Origin of the sequence: Bacillus sp. Bvel1 (genome assembly GCF_014872755.1) — a bacterium.
GTDB classification, from domain to species: Bacteria; Bacillota; Bacilli; order Bacillales; family Bacillaceae; genus Bacillus; species Bacillus velezensis.
In genome coordinates, this window is the sequence record NZ_JAAOBZ010000004.1 from 104,406 (window position 1) to 119,698 (window position 15,293).

At 47.2% G+C, this 15,293-nt stretch carries 15 protein-coding genes and 1 other annotated feature; of the genes, 9 read left to right on the top strand and 6 right to left on the bottom strand.

Annotation, left to right across the window (positions count from 1 at the left end; genetic code table 11):
• Positions 1 to 362 precede the first annotated feature (362 nt).
• Positions 363 to 1,430, top strand: coding sequence for a branched-chain amino acid aminotransferase (locus HAP68_RS01190; protein ID WP_003156706.1), 1,068 nt, complete (start codon positions 363 to 365; stop codon positions 1,428 to 1,430).
• 40 nt (positions 1,431 to 1,470) lie between these two features.
• On the opposite strand, the gene HAP68_RS01195 is transcribed toward HAP68_RS01190, so the two are convergent.
• The 4 genes from HAP68_RS01195 to HAP68_RS01210 all read right to left on the bottom strand — a co-directional run bounded on the left by HAP68_RS01195 (position 1,471) and on the right by HAP68_RS01210 (position 6,495).
• A complete protein-coding gene (locus HAP68_RS01195) occupies positions 1,471 to 2,874 on the bottom strand; it encodes an amino acid permease (RefSeq protein WP_024084846.1) in 1,404 nt (467 codons plus the stop codon).
• 113 nt (positions 2,875 to 2,987) lie between these two features.
• The gene (gene mmuM, locus HAP68_RS01200) at positions 2,988 to 3,935 is read right to left on the bottom strand and encodes a homocysteine S-methyltransferase (RefSeq protein ID WP_024084847.1); all 948 of its coding nucleotides are present in this window, start codon (positions 3,933 to 3,935) and stop codon (positions 2,988 to 2,990) included.
• A gap of 115 nt (positions 3,936 to 4,050) precedes the next feature.
• The gene (locus HAP68_RS01205) at positions 4,051 to 5,487 is read right to left on the bottom strand and encodes an alanine/glycine:cation symporter family protein (protein ID WP_003156699.1); all 1,437 of its coding nucleotides are present in this window, start codon (positions 5,485 to 5,487) and stop codon (positions 4,051 to 4,053) included.
• Positions 5,488 to 5,511: 24 nt separating this feature from the next.
• Complete coding sequence (locus HAP68_RS01210) at positions 5,512 to 6,495, bottom strand: glutaminase (protein WP_003156697.1); 984 nt, start codon at positions 6,493 to 6,495, stop codon at positions 5,512 to 5,514.
• Between the two features lie 243 nt (positions 6,496 to 6,738).
• On the opposite strand from HAP68_RS01210, the gene glnK reads away from it, so the two are divergent.
• From glnK to HAP68_RS01230, 4 genes are all read left to right on the top strand, one after another.
• Positions 6,739 to 8,031, top strand: a complete 1,293-nt coding sequence (glnK, locus tag HAP68_RS01215; RefSeq protein WP_041482349.1) for a two-component system sensor histidine kinase GlnK — start codon at positions 6,739 to 6,741, stop codon at positions 8,029 to 8,031.
• A 1-nt stretch (position 8,032) separates the two neighbouring features.
• A complete protein-coding gene (gene glnL, locus HAP68_RS01220) occupies positions 8,033 to 8,980 on the top strand; it encodes a glutamine utilization two-component system response regulator GlnL (RefSeq protein WP_024084849.1) in 948 nt (315 codons plus the stop codon).
• 296 nt (positions 8,981 to 9,276) lie between these two features.
• Positions 9,277 to 10,200, top strand: a complete 924-nt coding sequence (locus HAP68_RS01225; protein WP_024084850.1) for a macrolide 2'-phosphotransferase — start codon at positions 9,277 to 9,279, stop codon at positions 10,198 to 10,200.
• A gap of 48 nt (positions 10,201 to 10,248) precedes the next feature.
• Positions 10,249 to 10,499: a binding site (T-box leader), on the top strand.
• Positions 10,500 to 10,587: 88 nt separating this feature from the next.
• On the top strand, positions 10,588 to 10,752 hold the full coding sequence (locus HAP68_RS01230; protein ID WP_003156693.1) for a tryptophan RNA-binding attenuator protein inhibitory protein: 165 nt from the start codon (positions 10,588 to 10,590) through the stop codon (positions 10,750 to 10,752).
• Between the two features lie 80 nt (positions 10,753 to 10,832).
• Here HAP68_RS01230 and HAP68_RS01235 read toward each other — a convergent pair whose 3' ends face one another.
• Positions 10,833 to 11,726, bottom strand: coding sequence for a cation diffusion facilitator family transporter (locus HAP68_RS01235; protein WP_014304270.1), 894 nt, complete (start codon positions 11,724 to 11,726; stop codon positions 10,833 to 10,835).
• A 397-nt stretch (positions 11,727 to 12,123) separates the two neighbouring features.
• On the opposite strand from HAP68_RS01235, the gene HAP68_RS01240 reads away from it, so the two are divergent.
• The 4 genes from HAP68_RS01240 to HAP68_RS01255 all read left to right on the top strand — a co-directional run bounded on the left by HAP68_RS01240 (position 12,124) and on the right by HAP68_RS01255 (position 14,717).
• Entirely contained in the window at positions 12,124 to 12,744 is a 621-nt protein-coding gene (locus HAP68_RS01240) for a nitroreductase family protein (RefSeq protein WP_024084851.1), read from the top strand.
• Positions 12,745 to 12,768: 24 nt separating this feature from the next.
• Positions 12,769 to 13,707 carry a ring-cleaving dioxygenase gene (locus HAP68_RS01245; RefSeq protein ID WP_024084852.1) on the top strand — a complete coding sequence of 313 codons (939 nt, stop codon included), beginning with the start codon at positions 12,769 to 12,771 and terminating at the stop codon, positions 13,705 to 13,707.
• A 102-nt stretch (positions 13,708 to 13,809) separates the two neighbouring features.
• A complete protein-coding gene (locus HAP68_RS01250) occupies positions 13,810 to 14,199 on the top strand; it encodes a DoxX family protein (protein ID WP_007609195.1) in 390 nt (129 codons plus the stop codon).
• 179 nt (positions 14,200 to 14,378) lie between these two features.
• On the top strand, positions 14,379 to 14,717 hold the full coding sequence (locus HAP68_RS01255) for a thioredoxin family protein (protein ID WP_024084853.1): 339 nt from the start codon (positions 14,379 to 14,381) through the stop codon (positions 14,715 to 14,717).
• A 144-nt stretch (positions 14,718 to 14,861) separates the two neighbouring features.
• Here the strand turns inward: HAP68_RS01255 and HAP68_RS01260 are convergent, their stop codons facing one another.
• Complete coding sequence (locus HAP68_RS01260) at positions 14,862 to 15,245, bottom strand: DUF2512 family protein (protein WP_003156684.1); 384 nt, start codon at positions 15,243 to 15,245, stop codon at positions 14,862 to 14,864.
• Positions 15,246 to 15,293 lie beyond the last annotated feature (48 nt).

Consider the following 15,293-nt stretch of genomic DNA (forward strand, 5'->3'; position numbering starts at 1 on the left):
CCCTTTTACTTGCGCATTTCTTACGTAATTCGTGAAGCAGGCGGCAACCACCTTCCTGTCCGCCATAAATTTGTCACATTATTGACTGTGCGAAAGGAAGGATTGCTTTACATTATGTAAGCGCAATCATTGAATATGACAGAAAGTCCTCATTGAAAAAAATGAAGGAGCATAAGAATAAAGAAAGATTTCCGCTGAAAATATTAAAAATTTTGATAATTATCCTCTTATAAGTGGTATATTTGATATGATATGGTCAACTGCATTCTCATATATCTGTGCATACAAGATTCGGGACAGAAAAAACATGCAGCCCAGAGAAGACTGAAAATTTAAACAATTAGAAGAAAGGTGTGCTTTTGTTGAATCAACTGATTGAAAGACGTAAGGTCACAGCTAGAAAAGAAAAACCGGATTCCGCTTCATTGGGATTTGGCAAGTACTTCACAGATTACATGTTTGTCATGGATTACGAAGAGGGGAGAGGGTGGCATGATCCGAGAATCACACCTTATGAACCGGTCCATCTGGATCCTTCCGCATCGGTTTTCCATTACGGGCAGGCCGTATTTGAAGGGCTGAAGGCTTACAGGTCAGAAGACGGACGGGTGTTGATGTTCCGTCCTGACCAAAATATAAAACGGCTGAATAAATCGTTACGGCGGATGAGCATGCCGCCTCTTGACGAGAAGCTGGCGCTGGAAGCATTGATACAATTGGTGGAGCTGGAGCAGGAATGGATACCGATAGAAAAAGGAACCTCTTTATATATCCGTCCGTTTGTGATTGCGACTGAGCCTTCTTTAGGCGTCCGGCCTTCAAAGCGTTACAAGTTCATGGTTGTTTTGACGCCGGTCGGTTCGTATTACGGCGATCAGCTGAAACCGATCCGTATTTATGTGGAGGATGAGTATGTGCGCGCCGTCACCGGCGGAGTGGGCGACGTCAAAACGTCCGGAAATTATGCGGCCAGCTTACAGGCTCAGCGGAAAGCCGAAGAACTGGGGTATGATCAGGTGCTTTGGCTCGACGGAGTGGAAAAGAAATATGCCGAAGAGGTAGGCAGTATGAATATCTTTTTCATCATAAACGGAGAGGCCGTAACGCCGGCGTTAAACGGAAGCATTCTCGGGGGCATCACACGCGCATCTGTGATAGAGCTGTTAAAAAGCTGGGGCATCCGTGTCAGGGAAGAACAGGTCGCCATTGATGACATCTATGAGGCTGCAATGAGAGGCGAGGTGTCGGAGGTATTCGGTACGGGAACCGCGGCCGTCATCTCGCCGGTCGGCGCGCTGCATATTCACGGAGAAACGATTGAGCTGAATAACGGTTTGATCGGTGAAGTGTCAGAAAAGCTCTATGAAACGATTGCCGGCATCCAAGTCGGGAAGGTGCGGGATTCGTTCAGATGGGTCGTTGAAGTATAAATGAAAAAAGAACCCTTGCGCCGCAGGGTTCTTTTTTTGGTTATTGGGATTTTACGGCTTGCACGCGGGCTCTGCTTTTCCGGTTTTTCAAGTAATAAGCGGTGTAGCAAACGGCCATAAATACAATTCCGCAATAAAGGGCAATGGCCTGGTTCGGATCAAAAGCGATGCCGATACAGGAGGCGAGGCATAGGAGAAAGGCCGCTATCGGTACGGCCGGATATCCCGGCGTCCTGTATTTCAAGTCTGAAAGCTGGTGCCCTTCTTTAAGAAATCGTCTTCTGAACAAAAATTGTGATGCGGCGATGCTCATCCACACAGCCACTACCGCAAATCCTGAGACGGAGACGAGAACAAGATAGACTGTATCCGCTGCAAATACGCTTGACAACAACGACAGAATGCCGCCGATCATACTGAAGATCAGAGCGTTAAAAGGAATGCCTTTAGAGGTCAGCCTGGCAAAGGCGGGATGAAGCTCCCCTTCTTTAGACAGGGACCACAGCATACGTGATGACGCGTACAGCCCTGAATTGGCCGCGGACAGAAGCGCCGTTAAAATGACGAAATTCATCAGATCGGCCGCATAAGGCACGCCGACTCTGTCAAATACCGTGACAAACGGGCTTTCAATCACACCGGCTTCCTTGATGGAGATCATCCCTGACAGCACAAAAATCGTTCCGATAAAGAAAAGCGCCAGCCGCCAGACTGTGGTCTTAATGGCGCGCGGAACGGTTTTTTCCGGATCGGCGCTTTCCCCGGCGGCGATTCCGATCAATTCCGTCCCTGAGAAAGCAAAGTTTACTGAAAGCATCGTCATCAGTATCGGGAAAAAGCCATTTGGAAAAAGGCTGCCGCCATCCGTAAAGTTCGACAGCATAGGGGCGGCCTCACCGCTTTTCATCGGGACGAGGCCGAACATCGCCGCTCCGCCCAATAAAATAAACAGTAAGATGGCTAAGACTTTAATGCTTGAGAACCAAAACTCCGATTCAGCAAAAAATTTCACGGAGAAGGCGTTTAATAAAAAGATGAAAAGAGCGAATACCGCACTCCACATCCAAACTGAAGTATGCGGGAACCAGCGCTGCATGAAGAGCCCGGCCGCCGTGAATTCAGAGCCCAGCGCCACCGCCCACGTCAGCCAGTACAGCCATGCGACCGTAAAGCCCGTCGCGGGCCCGATATAGGTCTTCGCATAGGTGTGGAATGCGCCCGTCACCGGCATGGCCACTGACAGTTCACCGAGGCAAAGCATGACAAGATAGACGATGCCCGCGCCCAAAAGGTAAGCGAAAATGGTGCCCGCCGGACCCGCCTGATGAATGGTATACCCAGAGCTTAAAAACAGCCCCGTTCCGATCACACCTCCGAGTGATAGCATAAAGAGGTGTCTGCTTTTCATACTTCTCTGAAAATTCGTCTCGTTCTTGTTGTTCATTGTTTTCCAACTTTCTGCGAGGGCCGTTCTAATAAAAAATCTCATGCCGGCGAACGGCACGAGATTCCGGCGAACCGGCTTTTTGAATAGAATATACAAACTATTCCGATTAGTCAAGTTGTTTTTAAGGTCTTGGCCCAATCGGCAATGGCTTGGATGTCCGCGGGTTTCGTCCGGCAGCAGCCTCCGATCAGGCTCACGCCGTTTTCGTACCAGCTTTGCGCGCTTTTTCCGAAATGGTTTTCGCACGCTGCGCCTTTCCAGGTTTTTGTCACCGGGTCATATTGTTCGCCGGAGTTCGGATAGGCGATAATCGGTTTGGATGCTGCCTGTTTGATTTCTTCTATCAGCGGCGGAATATATTCGATCGGTGTGCAGTTGATGCCGATCGCTGCGATTTGGCTGCAGGAGTCAAGCAGGGCCGCGCATTCGGAAATAGGCGTGCCTTCGCTGATATGCCGCCCGTCTTTGGCGCTGAAGCTGATCCATGCGTAAGTGCCGGGGAATTCCTCCAGCAGCCTTGTGATCGCTTTTGCTTCTGACAGGCACGGAATGGTCTCACAGGCCAAAAGATCGGCGCCGGATTCTATGAGGGCTTTCATCCGGGGGCGGTGAAAGCTGATCAGCTCATCTTCCGTCAGTCCGTAATGCCCGCGATATTCAGAGCCGTCAGCGAGGCTCGCGCCGTAAGGTCCGATAGAAGCGGCGACCAAAGGTTTGGGCCGGTGTAAACGGTTTTCTTCATGCGCCCAAAATTCATCGCGTGCTTGTGCGGCAAGTTCAACAGATGTCTGAATGAGACGTATCGCATCGGTTTCCGGGATGCCGTGCGCTGCAAATCCTTCAATTGTCGATTGATAACTGGCGGTGATCGCGCAATCAGCGCCGGCGGCAAAATATTCTGCATGCACCTGTTTGATCAGTTCGGGTCTCTCCAAAAGAATTTTGGCCGACCACAGATCGTCATGTAAATCACAGCCCATCCGCTCAAGCTCGGTTGCCATCGCGCCGTCTATGATCATAACCGGGTATTCATTTAATATTTGTGTAATGGGATTCATAGGCCTTCCTTTCTGACTTTACTGAAAATATATAAAAAGGGTAATGGACGCTATTCTCTTTGTCAATGAACCGGCGGAAAAAAGGTGTTCAGGACGCTGCCTGAACACCTTTTGTTTAGGAAATGTGTTTGCCTTTCGCGCTTTTCGCGATATCTGAATACTCCCAGCATTCGATCCCGTCGTCATCAGGGAGCACATCTCTGTAAAAGACGGGGTCCTTTCCGGCTTTCTTTTGCCGGGCATAATCGCTCAAAGCGGCAAATGCTTTTTTCGACAGAAGGAAAATCGCGATTAAGTTCACGACCACCATTAAGCCCATGAACAAGTCAGCCATATCCCACACAAGCTGGACTTTGGAAATACAGCCGAACAGTACCATTCCGAGCACGCAGATGCGGTAAATGAACAGCCACTTTTTGTTCTGGCTTAAAAATCCGATATTGGTTTCTCCGTAATAATAGTTGCCCATCAGAGCGCTGAAGCCGAACAAAAGCATTAAGACGGCAAGGAAACCTGACGCCCACGCGCCGACATGGTCGCTCAAGGCGGCCTGAGAAAGCGCGATGCCGCTCAGTCCCGGCTGGTGATAAGCGTCTGAAAATAAAATGATAAGCGCCGTGCTTGTACAAATGACGAGCGTATCCGTCAGGACGCCGAATGCCTGAATGAGCCCCTGTTTCACCGGGTGGCTCGTCGTAGCTGTCGCCGCCGCGTTCGGAGCGCTTCCCATACCCGCTTCATTTGAGAAAATCCCGCGTCTTACACCTTGCATCAAGGCCGCACCTAAAGCGCCGCCCGCTGCCTGATCAATGCCGAACGCATTTTTTACGATTAGCGACAGAACGCCGGGCAACTGGGTGATATTCGTCAGAATGACAAAGAAGGCGACACCGATATATAAAACGGCCAAGACGACTACGATGTATTCCGCCATTTTCGCAATTCGTTTGACGCCGCCGAAGATTACGCCGCCGAAAACCAAGATTAAAATAATGCCCAATGTAAGCCGGCTGGTGCCGAACGCGTTTTGAAAGGCGACGCTGATCGTATTGGATTGAACGGAATTAAAAACAACCCCGAATGACAGTGTGATTAATACGGCGAACAGCGCGCCCATCCAGCGTTTCTTCAGGCCTTTTTCCATGTAATAGGCCGGGCCGCCGCGGAATCCGTTTTGATCTTTTACTTTATAAATTTGGGCCAGCGTGCTTTCAACAAAGCTTGAAGCCGAACCGATGACTGCGATAATCCACATCCAGAAAATAGCGCCCGGACCGCCGAGTGCGATCGCAATGGCGATTCCGGTAATATTCCCGGTTCCGACACGCGCCGCCATACTGATGCAAAATGCCTGAAACGGGGAAATGCTGTTTTTTGTCCGGGCGGCCGCGCCTTCCTTCAAAACCCGGATCATTTCCTTCAGCATGCGGACTTGCAGACCCTTTGATCTGAACGTAAAAAACAGTCCCAGAGAAAGAAGCAGTACGATTAACAGTTTTGACCATAAAAAATCATTTGCCGAGCCGATTACATTTTCAAGGAATTCCTGCATCCAATCACCTCTTGGTTCGTTTGATTAAAAAATACTGAGCTCCCACTCCTGTGCAATATGTTTCAGCAGCATGCCGCCGGTCAGGCTGTTGCCGTATTCATCAATGGCCGGACCGTAAATGCCGATGCCGCATCCGTTATGAAAAGGCTGCTCTCTTCTGGCGCTTGGGGGAACCAATGCCATGATGCCGCCGGATACCCCGCTTTTGGCCGGGACGCCGACGAAAGCCGCATATTTGCCTGACGCATTGTACATCCCGCACGTCAGCATCAGGGCTTTGGCGAGTTTCGCGACATCTTTCGGAATGACCTGTTCCCGTCGGATCGGATGGTAGCCGTCATGGGCAAGTATCAATCCGATTAAAGCGATGTCCTCGGTTGTACCCTCCATGGCGCACTGCTTTAAATACACTTCAAGCGTTTCTTCCACATCCGCCTCGAGAAAGTTCGTTTCTTTTAAATAGTAGGCGAGCGCTCTGTTCCGATGCGCGGTCTGCCATTCAGAACGGAAGACCTCCTCGTGAATGTGAGGCCGTTTTCCTATTAATTTTTCAAAAACGGAAAAGAGATATTCTAATTTATTATGCGCCGTTTCACCCGGAAGCAGCGAGGCGACGGTAATGGCGCCGGCATTGATCATCGGATTGAAGGGCTTCCCGGGTTTATGGATTTCAAGCCGGATGATAGAATTAAACGCATCACCCGTCGGCTCCACGTCCACACGATCGAGCACATAAGGAATGCCTCTGGACATGCATGCGGCAATAAAGCTGATGACTTTTGAGATGCTCTGCAATGTGAACGGCACATTCCATTCACCGGCATGAATCATTGAGCCATCCGGCTCTAATATGCAAATGCCCAGCTGAGAGTCGTTGATTTCTCCGAGGGCGGGTATATAATTTGCGCTTTTTCCATTGACGGAAAACGGTCGGTAATGCTCGACCCAATCTTGTAAAAGTGAAGCCAGTTCCTCTTTTTCAAGGCGCTCTCTGACCATATCTTTCATAACATTCCTCCTCTATTGCAAGCCTGTCCGAAGCGGAAATCGGTCTTGGAAAACGTTTTCAAAAATAGCGTGTTCCATGTTAATGTATAATGACATCTACAGAATCATACAAAATACGACAAAATCATTCTTAAAATAAGCCGATAGATTTATAAATCAGCCGGAGTGTCCCGCCATTCGGGTCTAAAGAAATTTGCGGACTGTATCGGTCTTGTTCAAAATAGACAGAAGAAGGAAGTGATTATGATCAGGCTCGACTATTTACTGAAAAAAGACGGCTATCTTTTCGCTCTTATGCTGATCACCGTGCCGCTGGCGGGGGAACTGAAATTTTACCCCCTGAATGAGGTATATCGGATCAGCTTCGGCGCTCCGGCTTTTTTCTTTTTTCTTCTGCTGCTTCGGCATGTGCCGGCGGTATTGTCAGGGCTGTTGACAGGTGCAGCCGTTGTGGCATTCCGGATCGGCCTGGCGTGCTGGGGAGGAGAGCATGCCGGATTTTCGGCGGCTTTTTTCAGCCAATATCCCAGTTTCTTTTTTTACTTTACATATGCCTGTTTGTTTTATGTGCTGAAGGTCAGGCTTTTTTGGGATCGGCCGCTCATGATCGGGTTTCTCGGTTTTCTCATTGAAATGGCGTCCGATGCCGTTGAAATGACGGTTCAGTTTTCCGGCGGCAAGCAGATTATGATGCCGGACAAGCTGGCGGATATCGCGGTTATCGCTGTTTCTCACACATTTATTGTGCTGAGTTTTTTCAACGTGATGAAGCTGCACGAATCTCAGGTCAGGGAAAAACAAACGAGAAAGCAGCATGAGCACATGCTGATGATTGTGTCTAACTTATATGAAGAAACGATTCATCTGAAAAAAACGTTAAAAACGACGGAGCATGTGACGAAAGAATCCTATCAGCTGTATCGGGAAATGAGCGGGAACGACCGGGAGCTCGGGAGCCGAATGCTGCGCCTTGCGGGAGAAATTCATGAAGTGAAAAAAGACAATCAGCGAATATTCGCCGGCCTGTCGAAGCTGATTTCAAATGAGAGATTCCGGGATTACATGAAGGCCGCCGATCTGGTCGGCCTCGTTATCCGCATCAATGAAAAATACGCCGAATCTTTAGGCAAAGACATTCAATTCAAAAGCGTGATTGAAGGAGAACACCCCGATTATCACGTCTTTACCGTCCTGTCGATCTTAAATAACCTGACCGCCAATGCCGTCGAAGCCATGGGTGACAGGGGTGAGATCCGCCTCGCGCTGCGCAGGGCGGAGGGGGGGATGGCCGAATTTGAGACGGAAGATGACGGTCCCGGCATTCCGGAAAAAATCGGAGAGGTCGTTTATGATCCCGGTTTTACGTCCAAATACGATGAATTCGGCACACCTTCAACGGGCATCGGGCTTTCATACGTGAAGGAAATCGTAACCGAACTTGACGGAGACATTTCCTTTCATAACAAGCCAAAAGGCGTCATATTTACGATTAAGCTGCCGGTGAAGCATTTGATTGCAGAAAGGATGAACTCATAATATGCGTTTTTTTATAGCTGATGATGACCGGGCGATCCGTTCCATTTTAAAACAGATGATTGAGGACGAGGACTTAGGAGAAGTCGTCGGTGAGGCAGAGGACGGAAGCCAGATTGAAGGGCATTATCTCCATTTTAAACAAGTCGATATTTTATTAATTGATCTGCTGATGCCGGGCCGGGACGGGATTGAGACGATCCGGCATCTTCAGGGGGCGTACAACGGAAAGGCAGTGATGATATCGCAGGTGGAGGCAAAGGAAATGGTGGGAGAAGCTTATTCTCTCGGCATCGAATACTTTATCCATAAACCGATCAACAAAATCGAGATCGTCACCGTTTTGCGAAAAGTAAAAGAGCGGATTGAACTGGAAACCTCGATCGGCGACATCCAACATTCGTTAAGCCGTCTTATTCAGCGGAATGAGCCGAAAAAAAGCGGGCCGGGGGGGATGCACGAGAAGTCAATCAAAGAAACAGGAAAATTTCTTTTGTCGGAATTAGGCATCGTGGGAGAAAGCGGGGCGCATGACCTCATGGCCGTCCTTCACTATTTATTTGAGGATGAACAGGCGGAAAGAAACATCCCGTCTTTAAAGCAGATGTTTACAAACGCCGCCATTCGGAAGCTGGGACCTGCGGCGGCACAAACCGAGGTTAACAGAGAAATCAAAGCCTCGGAACAGCGGATCAGAAGAGCGATCATTCATTCGTTAAACCATTTCGCTTCATTGGGCACAACTGATTTTTCAAACCCCAAATTTGAATATTACGCCTCGAAATTCTTTGATTTCCCAGCTGTCAGCAAGAGAATGAAAGAAATGCAGGCCAAGGAAACCGTGCCGCTTTCTCCGGTTAAAGTGAATATGAAAAAATTCATTCACGTCTTTTTTTTGGAGGCGAAAGATTTACGCGAAGGATCAAAATTTGTCAGCGGAGGCAGCCGGTAAGCTGATAAATAGGGTTTACGTATATAAGGTTTTTGTGTAAAATAATGTTAACTAAGAAGGAACGGAGGGATCCTGATGGCTGATCAAATTCCGGTTTTCGCACTAATGAAATAGTGTCAAAGTCTCTGCCTTGAGCGCGGAGGAAACCGGGATTGTCTGCCTGAATAAGGAACCTGACAGTAATAGTGAGGGGGCGGCGATTATGCCGCCCTCTTTTTGGCGTCTTCACACATCTCTTTCTTCTCCGCCTAAAGGCGAAGCTCTGTGTCAGTCAATAAGGGAAATGGGGAAACAAGATGACAAAAAAACAAAGGGAAATAGAATCCGTTTTGAACATCGCAAAGGAAAATGGCTTACGGTTAAAATATGAAGGGGCGGACATAAATGAAACGGGTATGGACTTCCAAGTCGTATTTGCTGAAGATGACAGCGGCGTGACATGGGTGCTCCGAAAGCCGCGCCGTCCCGATGTTATCGAAAGAGCGGCTGCAGAAAGCGATGTTCTCGCGTTTCTCCGCAGCCATGCCGCTGTATCAGTCCCCGATTGGCGGATTCATACACCGGAACTGATCGCTTATCCGAAACTGGACGGAATACCGGCTGCCGCAATTGATCTGGATAAGAAACAGTATGTCTGGAATATGGAACACGAGCCGCCTTCAGACGGTTTTGTCGGCTCGCTTGCCGCAGCATTAGCCGGGCTGCACGGGGCAGACCCGGATGCGGCCTCCAGATCCGGAATTGAAATCATAAAACCGGATGACGTCAGGCAAAGGGCGGCGGAATCAATGGATCATATAAAAAAAGAAATCGGGGTTTCAGAACAGCTTTGGAAAAGATGGCAAACGTGGATAAATGACAGCTCGTACTGGCCTGATTTTTCTGCGCTGATCCATGGCGACTTGCATCCTCCGCATATTTTGATCGGCGAAAATCAGCGTGTGACGGGTCTCCTCGATTGGACGGAGGCAAAGGTTGCCGATCCGGCCAAGGATTTTGTCCTTTATCAAGTGATATTAGGAGAAAAAGAAACAAAACGGCTGATGAAGAGCTACGAAGCTGAGGGCGGGCGCGTCTGGCCGAAAATGCAGGAGCATGTGTCAGAATGGCAGGCCGCTTACCCTGTGGAAACGGCGAAGTTCGCGCTTCAGACGGGGCAAGAGGAGCATATGCAAATGGCGCGGGACATGCTCGGACTGTCCGATCCGAAAGGTTATTGACTTCCGCCGGATGACAGCGTATGATACATTTTAAAATCATAGAACGGATGAACAATGCTGAGGAAGAGTAAGTACGCATCAGCGCGCGGGGTTCAGAGAGTCGGTGGCCGCTGTGAACCGATCCCCGTCCGGTGCCGAATGGGCTTCTGAATTGCTGCGCTGAAATAACAGTAGGCGGTGCCGGGATTCTTTCCCCGTTATCAAGATAGGAGTATTGAAACCCTGAGTTTCTGTACTTTTTGAGAGAATGGCTCTTCAGCCGTTAATAAAGGCGGCGCCGCGAAAACCTCGTCCTTTGATGGACGGGGTTTTTTTGCGTTGTTAAGGAGGTGATGGCCATGGAAAGTGACTGGAGACGGACAGACAATCAAAAAAGGAGGGATATTCATGGTGATCGCAACCGACGATCTTGAGCTCACATGTCCGCATTGTGAAGGAACCGGCGAGGAGAAAGAAGGGACGCCCTGTCCGAAGTGCAGCGCGAAGGGCGTCATATTGACCGCTCAAGGAAACACGCTGCTGCATTTTATCAGAAAGCATATGGATCAGTGAAATCAAACGAATATGTAAAGAAACAGCACAAAACAAAAAAGCTTGTAGAAAAAACATCGTTTTCTCTACAAGCTGCTTTTTCATTCTTCAAAATAAGGATTCACATGGATGAGCACTTCTTCAACATCTGAAAAGTGTCTTTTGATTTCATTTCGGATTTCCCGGGCTATATCGTGTCCCTGCTTAATCGTCAAATCATGATCCAAAGATAACCGGACATCAAGCAATTTATAGTGGCCGTGTTCTCTTGCTCGGATTTTATCGAGCCGTTTGACTTGAGGGCAATCCAAAATAACCGCTTTATATTCCTCTATCAGTTCGGGATCAACACTTTTTTCCATGAGAACGTCAACAGACGGCCTGATTAATTCCATTGAAATCTTAAAAATGAGGTACGCCACGATGACACTGGCAATTGCATCGGCGTACAACAGATAGGACCATCCGCGTGTGTTCCCGATAATCGCCAATAGGACGCCGATAAAAGCGGCAAGAGAGGCAACGATATCGCCTTTATGATCGTATGCAATCGCTATAATCGCTTTACTGTTCCATTTTTCCCCTTGTTTGATCGAATAACGATATAAGATCTGCTTAGCCACGTAGGATATCAGAGCCGCAAACAATGCGCTGTATTGCGGGATGCTTGGACCTTCAACAAAGGACGAAATCGCTTCTATCAGAATATACACGGAAACGAGCACTAATATGATTCCTACAATCGCTTCGCTGATGACCTCAGCTTTGCCATGCCCGAAAGGATGGTCTTGATCGGGCGGCTTATTAGAAATGCCGATGACGGCCAGGACAGCAATTGAAGCCACGACATCCGCTGCAGAATGTATACCGTCGGCAAAAACTGCTTCACTATCGCCTATCAGTCCAAAAAAGATCTTTCCTGCCATTAAGATCAGATTGGCTATCAATGCAATCAAAGCAACTTTTTTGCTTATTTGTTCTCTTTCACTTGTCATTTTTTCCTCCTATAAAACTGCACAAAAAAATAGGAGCGCTCTTGATTCGCTCTCCGTATCCTTTCTTGTGTAATCACTTTGCTTATCATATCAATTCAGTTTCGAGTGGGTCTATAGCAAGGTTGTTTCCTGTTTACTAATAAATAAGGTGACAGAAAAAAAGTTGGAGCAGGGCTAAATAGTACATAAACAAAATTGCGCTGAATTTAAAAATGAACTGTTGACATTTGAGTATTTATCTTTTATTATTATCCTGAATTCAAGATATTTTAATTCGAGACAATTTAATTAGAGTGCAGGATAAGAACCTGCCGATCGTTTTGTTTTTTGATCATACATTATTTGATTTTTTATACCATAATATCTCGAATTCGAGATAAAGGGGAGTGCGAGAGAAATGGCTGAATTTGTACAGCTGGTGAATGAAAGAAGATCTGCAAGCAACTTTCTTCCAGAACATCCAATCACAAGAGATGAGCTCAACGAAATGTTTGAATTGGTTGCGTTGGCTCCATCAGCTTTTAATTTGCAGCATACAAAATATGTGACGGTTCTTGACCCGGAGGTAAAAGAAAAGCTGAAGCAGGCCGCAAACGGACAATATAAAGTGTTCAGCTCATCAGCGGTTCTTTTGGTTTTAGGGGATAAGCAGGCATATCAGCAAGCGGCTGACATCTATGAAGGATTGAAGGTGCTGGGGGTATTAAATAAACAAGAGTATGATCACATGGTTCAAAACACCGTTTCGTTTTATGAAAACAGGGGAGAACTGTTTAAGAGAAATGAGGCGATAAGAAATGCTTCACTTTCTGCGATGATGTTTATGCTGAGTGCTAAGGAAAAAGGCTGGGACACCTGTCCGATGATAGGATTTGATCCTGAAGCCGTGAAACAGATTTTGAATATAGATGATCAATTTGAGGTCGTCATGATGATTACAATCGGGAAAGAAAAAATAGAAAGCAGAAGGCCGCGCGGCTACCGAAAGCCTGTGAATGAGTTTGTGGAGTATATTTAAATATTTATAAAGGAGCGCATAAAAATGGCTAAAAAAACGATGGGAATCCATCATATTACAGCAATTGTCGGCCACCCTCAAGAGAATGCTGATTTCTACGCTGGAGTGCTGGGGCTGCGATTGGTCAAGCAAACGGTCAATTTTGATGATCCGGGTACGTATCACCTTTATTTTGGGGATGAAGGCGGGAAGCCGGGAACAATCATCACATTCTTTCCGTGGGCGGACGCCCGTCAAGGCATCATTGGAGACGGACAGGTTGGCGTGACATCTTACGTCGTGCCGAGAGGTGCTATGGCGTTTTGGGAAAAGAGACTTGAAAAGTTCAACGTGCCATACACAAAAATCGAGCGTTTTGGGGAACAATATATAGAATTTGATGACCCGCATGGCCTGCATTTAGAAATCGTGGAAAGAGAAGCAGGGGAGGCCGATACGTGGACTTTCGGAGATGTAACCCCGGATGTTGCCATTAAAGGCTTTGGCGGTGCAACCCTGTTATCAGCACAGCCTGAAAAAACAGGTGAATTGCTAGAAAACATCATGGGGCTTGAGCGAGTCGGCAAGGAAGGAGACTTCGTTCGTTATCGTTCTGCCGGTGATATCGGGAATGTGATTGATCTTAAATTAACGCCGATCGGCCGCGGACAAATGGGTGTCGGCACAGTGCATCACATCGCTTGGCGGGCTCAGGATGACGAAGATCAATTAGATTGGCAAAGATTCATTGCTGCGCACGGATATGGTGTGACTCCTGTTCAGGATAGAAACTATTTTAATGCGGTTTACTTCAGAGAACATGGGGAAATCTTATTTGAGATCGCAACTGATCCGCCGGGCTTTGCCCATGATGAGTCACAAGAAACAATGGGCGGAAAATTGATGCTCCCTGAGCAGTATGAACCGCACCGGGCACAAATTGAACAAGGGCTGCTGCCGTTTGAAGTAAGAGAATTAGATTGATTTGACACATAAAAAATAAAGAAACATATAGTCAATTGATGATTGCTGGATGGTACCGTCCAGCAAAGAATCAGATGAAATCAAAGATGAGGAGAGATAAAAATGGAAGATGCAGGACTATTACTTATTCGAATCATGATTGGTGTGGTGTTTCTGTTTTATGGATCACAAAAATTATTCGGCTGGTTTGGCGGATACGGGATTAAAGGAACCGGACAATGGTTTGAGTCAATTGGAGTTAAACCAGGCAATGCCGCGGCCGCTTTATCAGGTCTCGGGGAACTCGCAAGCGGAATTTTATTTATTTTAGGTGTATTCCTCCCGCTTGGAGCTGCTATCATAACGATCATTATGTTAGGTGCCATTGTAAAAGTTCATGGAGCGAAAGGGTTTGCGAACGGTGCCGGCGGTTTTGAATATAACTTGGTGCTGATTGCAGTCTCCATCGGAGTTGCACTCATCGGTTCAGGAGCTTACGCTTTGCATTTTTAATATAAGTATCTAAGAACAGTTACTGAAAAGCGGTAACTGTTCTTTTATTTTTCAAACACGACGTTAAGGTGCTCTGAATCGCAAAAAAGCGGATATGATCAATATAAATGTGTATAGTGAATGTACGAGTATTGATGAGCTTGGTCATGAAAGACGAGCCGATTTGAAGGAGGGTTTTGATGAAAGAGCTGACAGACTTACATTCATTAGATTCTATCGAGAATTTTATTAAGCAGCATCAATTCAGTTTTATCTACATTTCAAGACCTGCCTGTACAGTATGTCACGCTGTTCTGCCGCAGCTCAGAAAAGTTTTGGATCAGTTTCCGAATATCAAATTGGGGCATACCGACGCTGACGAGGTAGAAGAGGTTGCCGGCAGATTTTCAGTCTTCACTATCCCCGTGCTTCTTTTGTTCATTGATGGGACTGAGTTTCTGAGAGAAGCCCGCTTTGTTCATTTTGAACAGCTCGAAAAAAGGCTGAAAAGGGTTTATCAGTTATATCAAGATGTATAAAGCGTTTATACTTTACAATGCGGGAGTGCTTTTTCTCCACCTAAAATAGATGAATATGAAAAGAAACAGGAAAAAACAAAAAAGCTTGCAGAAAAAACATCATTTTCTCTACAAGCTGAAGGCCGTTATCCGGCCTTTTTTACATTATTCGGACCGGGGTTCTAAAAAACGGGACCCTCCCAAGTCTTTTCTCATCAGATAGATATGGAAAAAATATTCTCCGACGGCGATGATGACGGCGGAAATGAGAGCGGCAAACGCCAGTCTTCCTCCGGAAATGCCCATGGACAGCGGCATTCCCATCAGCCAGACAACAAGAAACGCGATTCCGAAATCAGCGGACGCCGCCGTGATATTATTCCATCTCGGAAGCACGTACAGGTCGCCCGTAAAGTAGGAAACGGCTCCCAGCACAATGGTCATCAGCAGCACGTCACCGAATGTAAAGCGAAAACCTAAGCCGAGTATCAGATACAGAATAATGATGGTCATAATGCCTTTAATGGCAAGCGCTTTAATGTGTTCCATGCGAATTCCTCCTTATGGAAATCATGTTAGTATGTTTCCTCATAACGT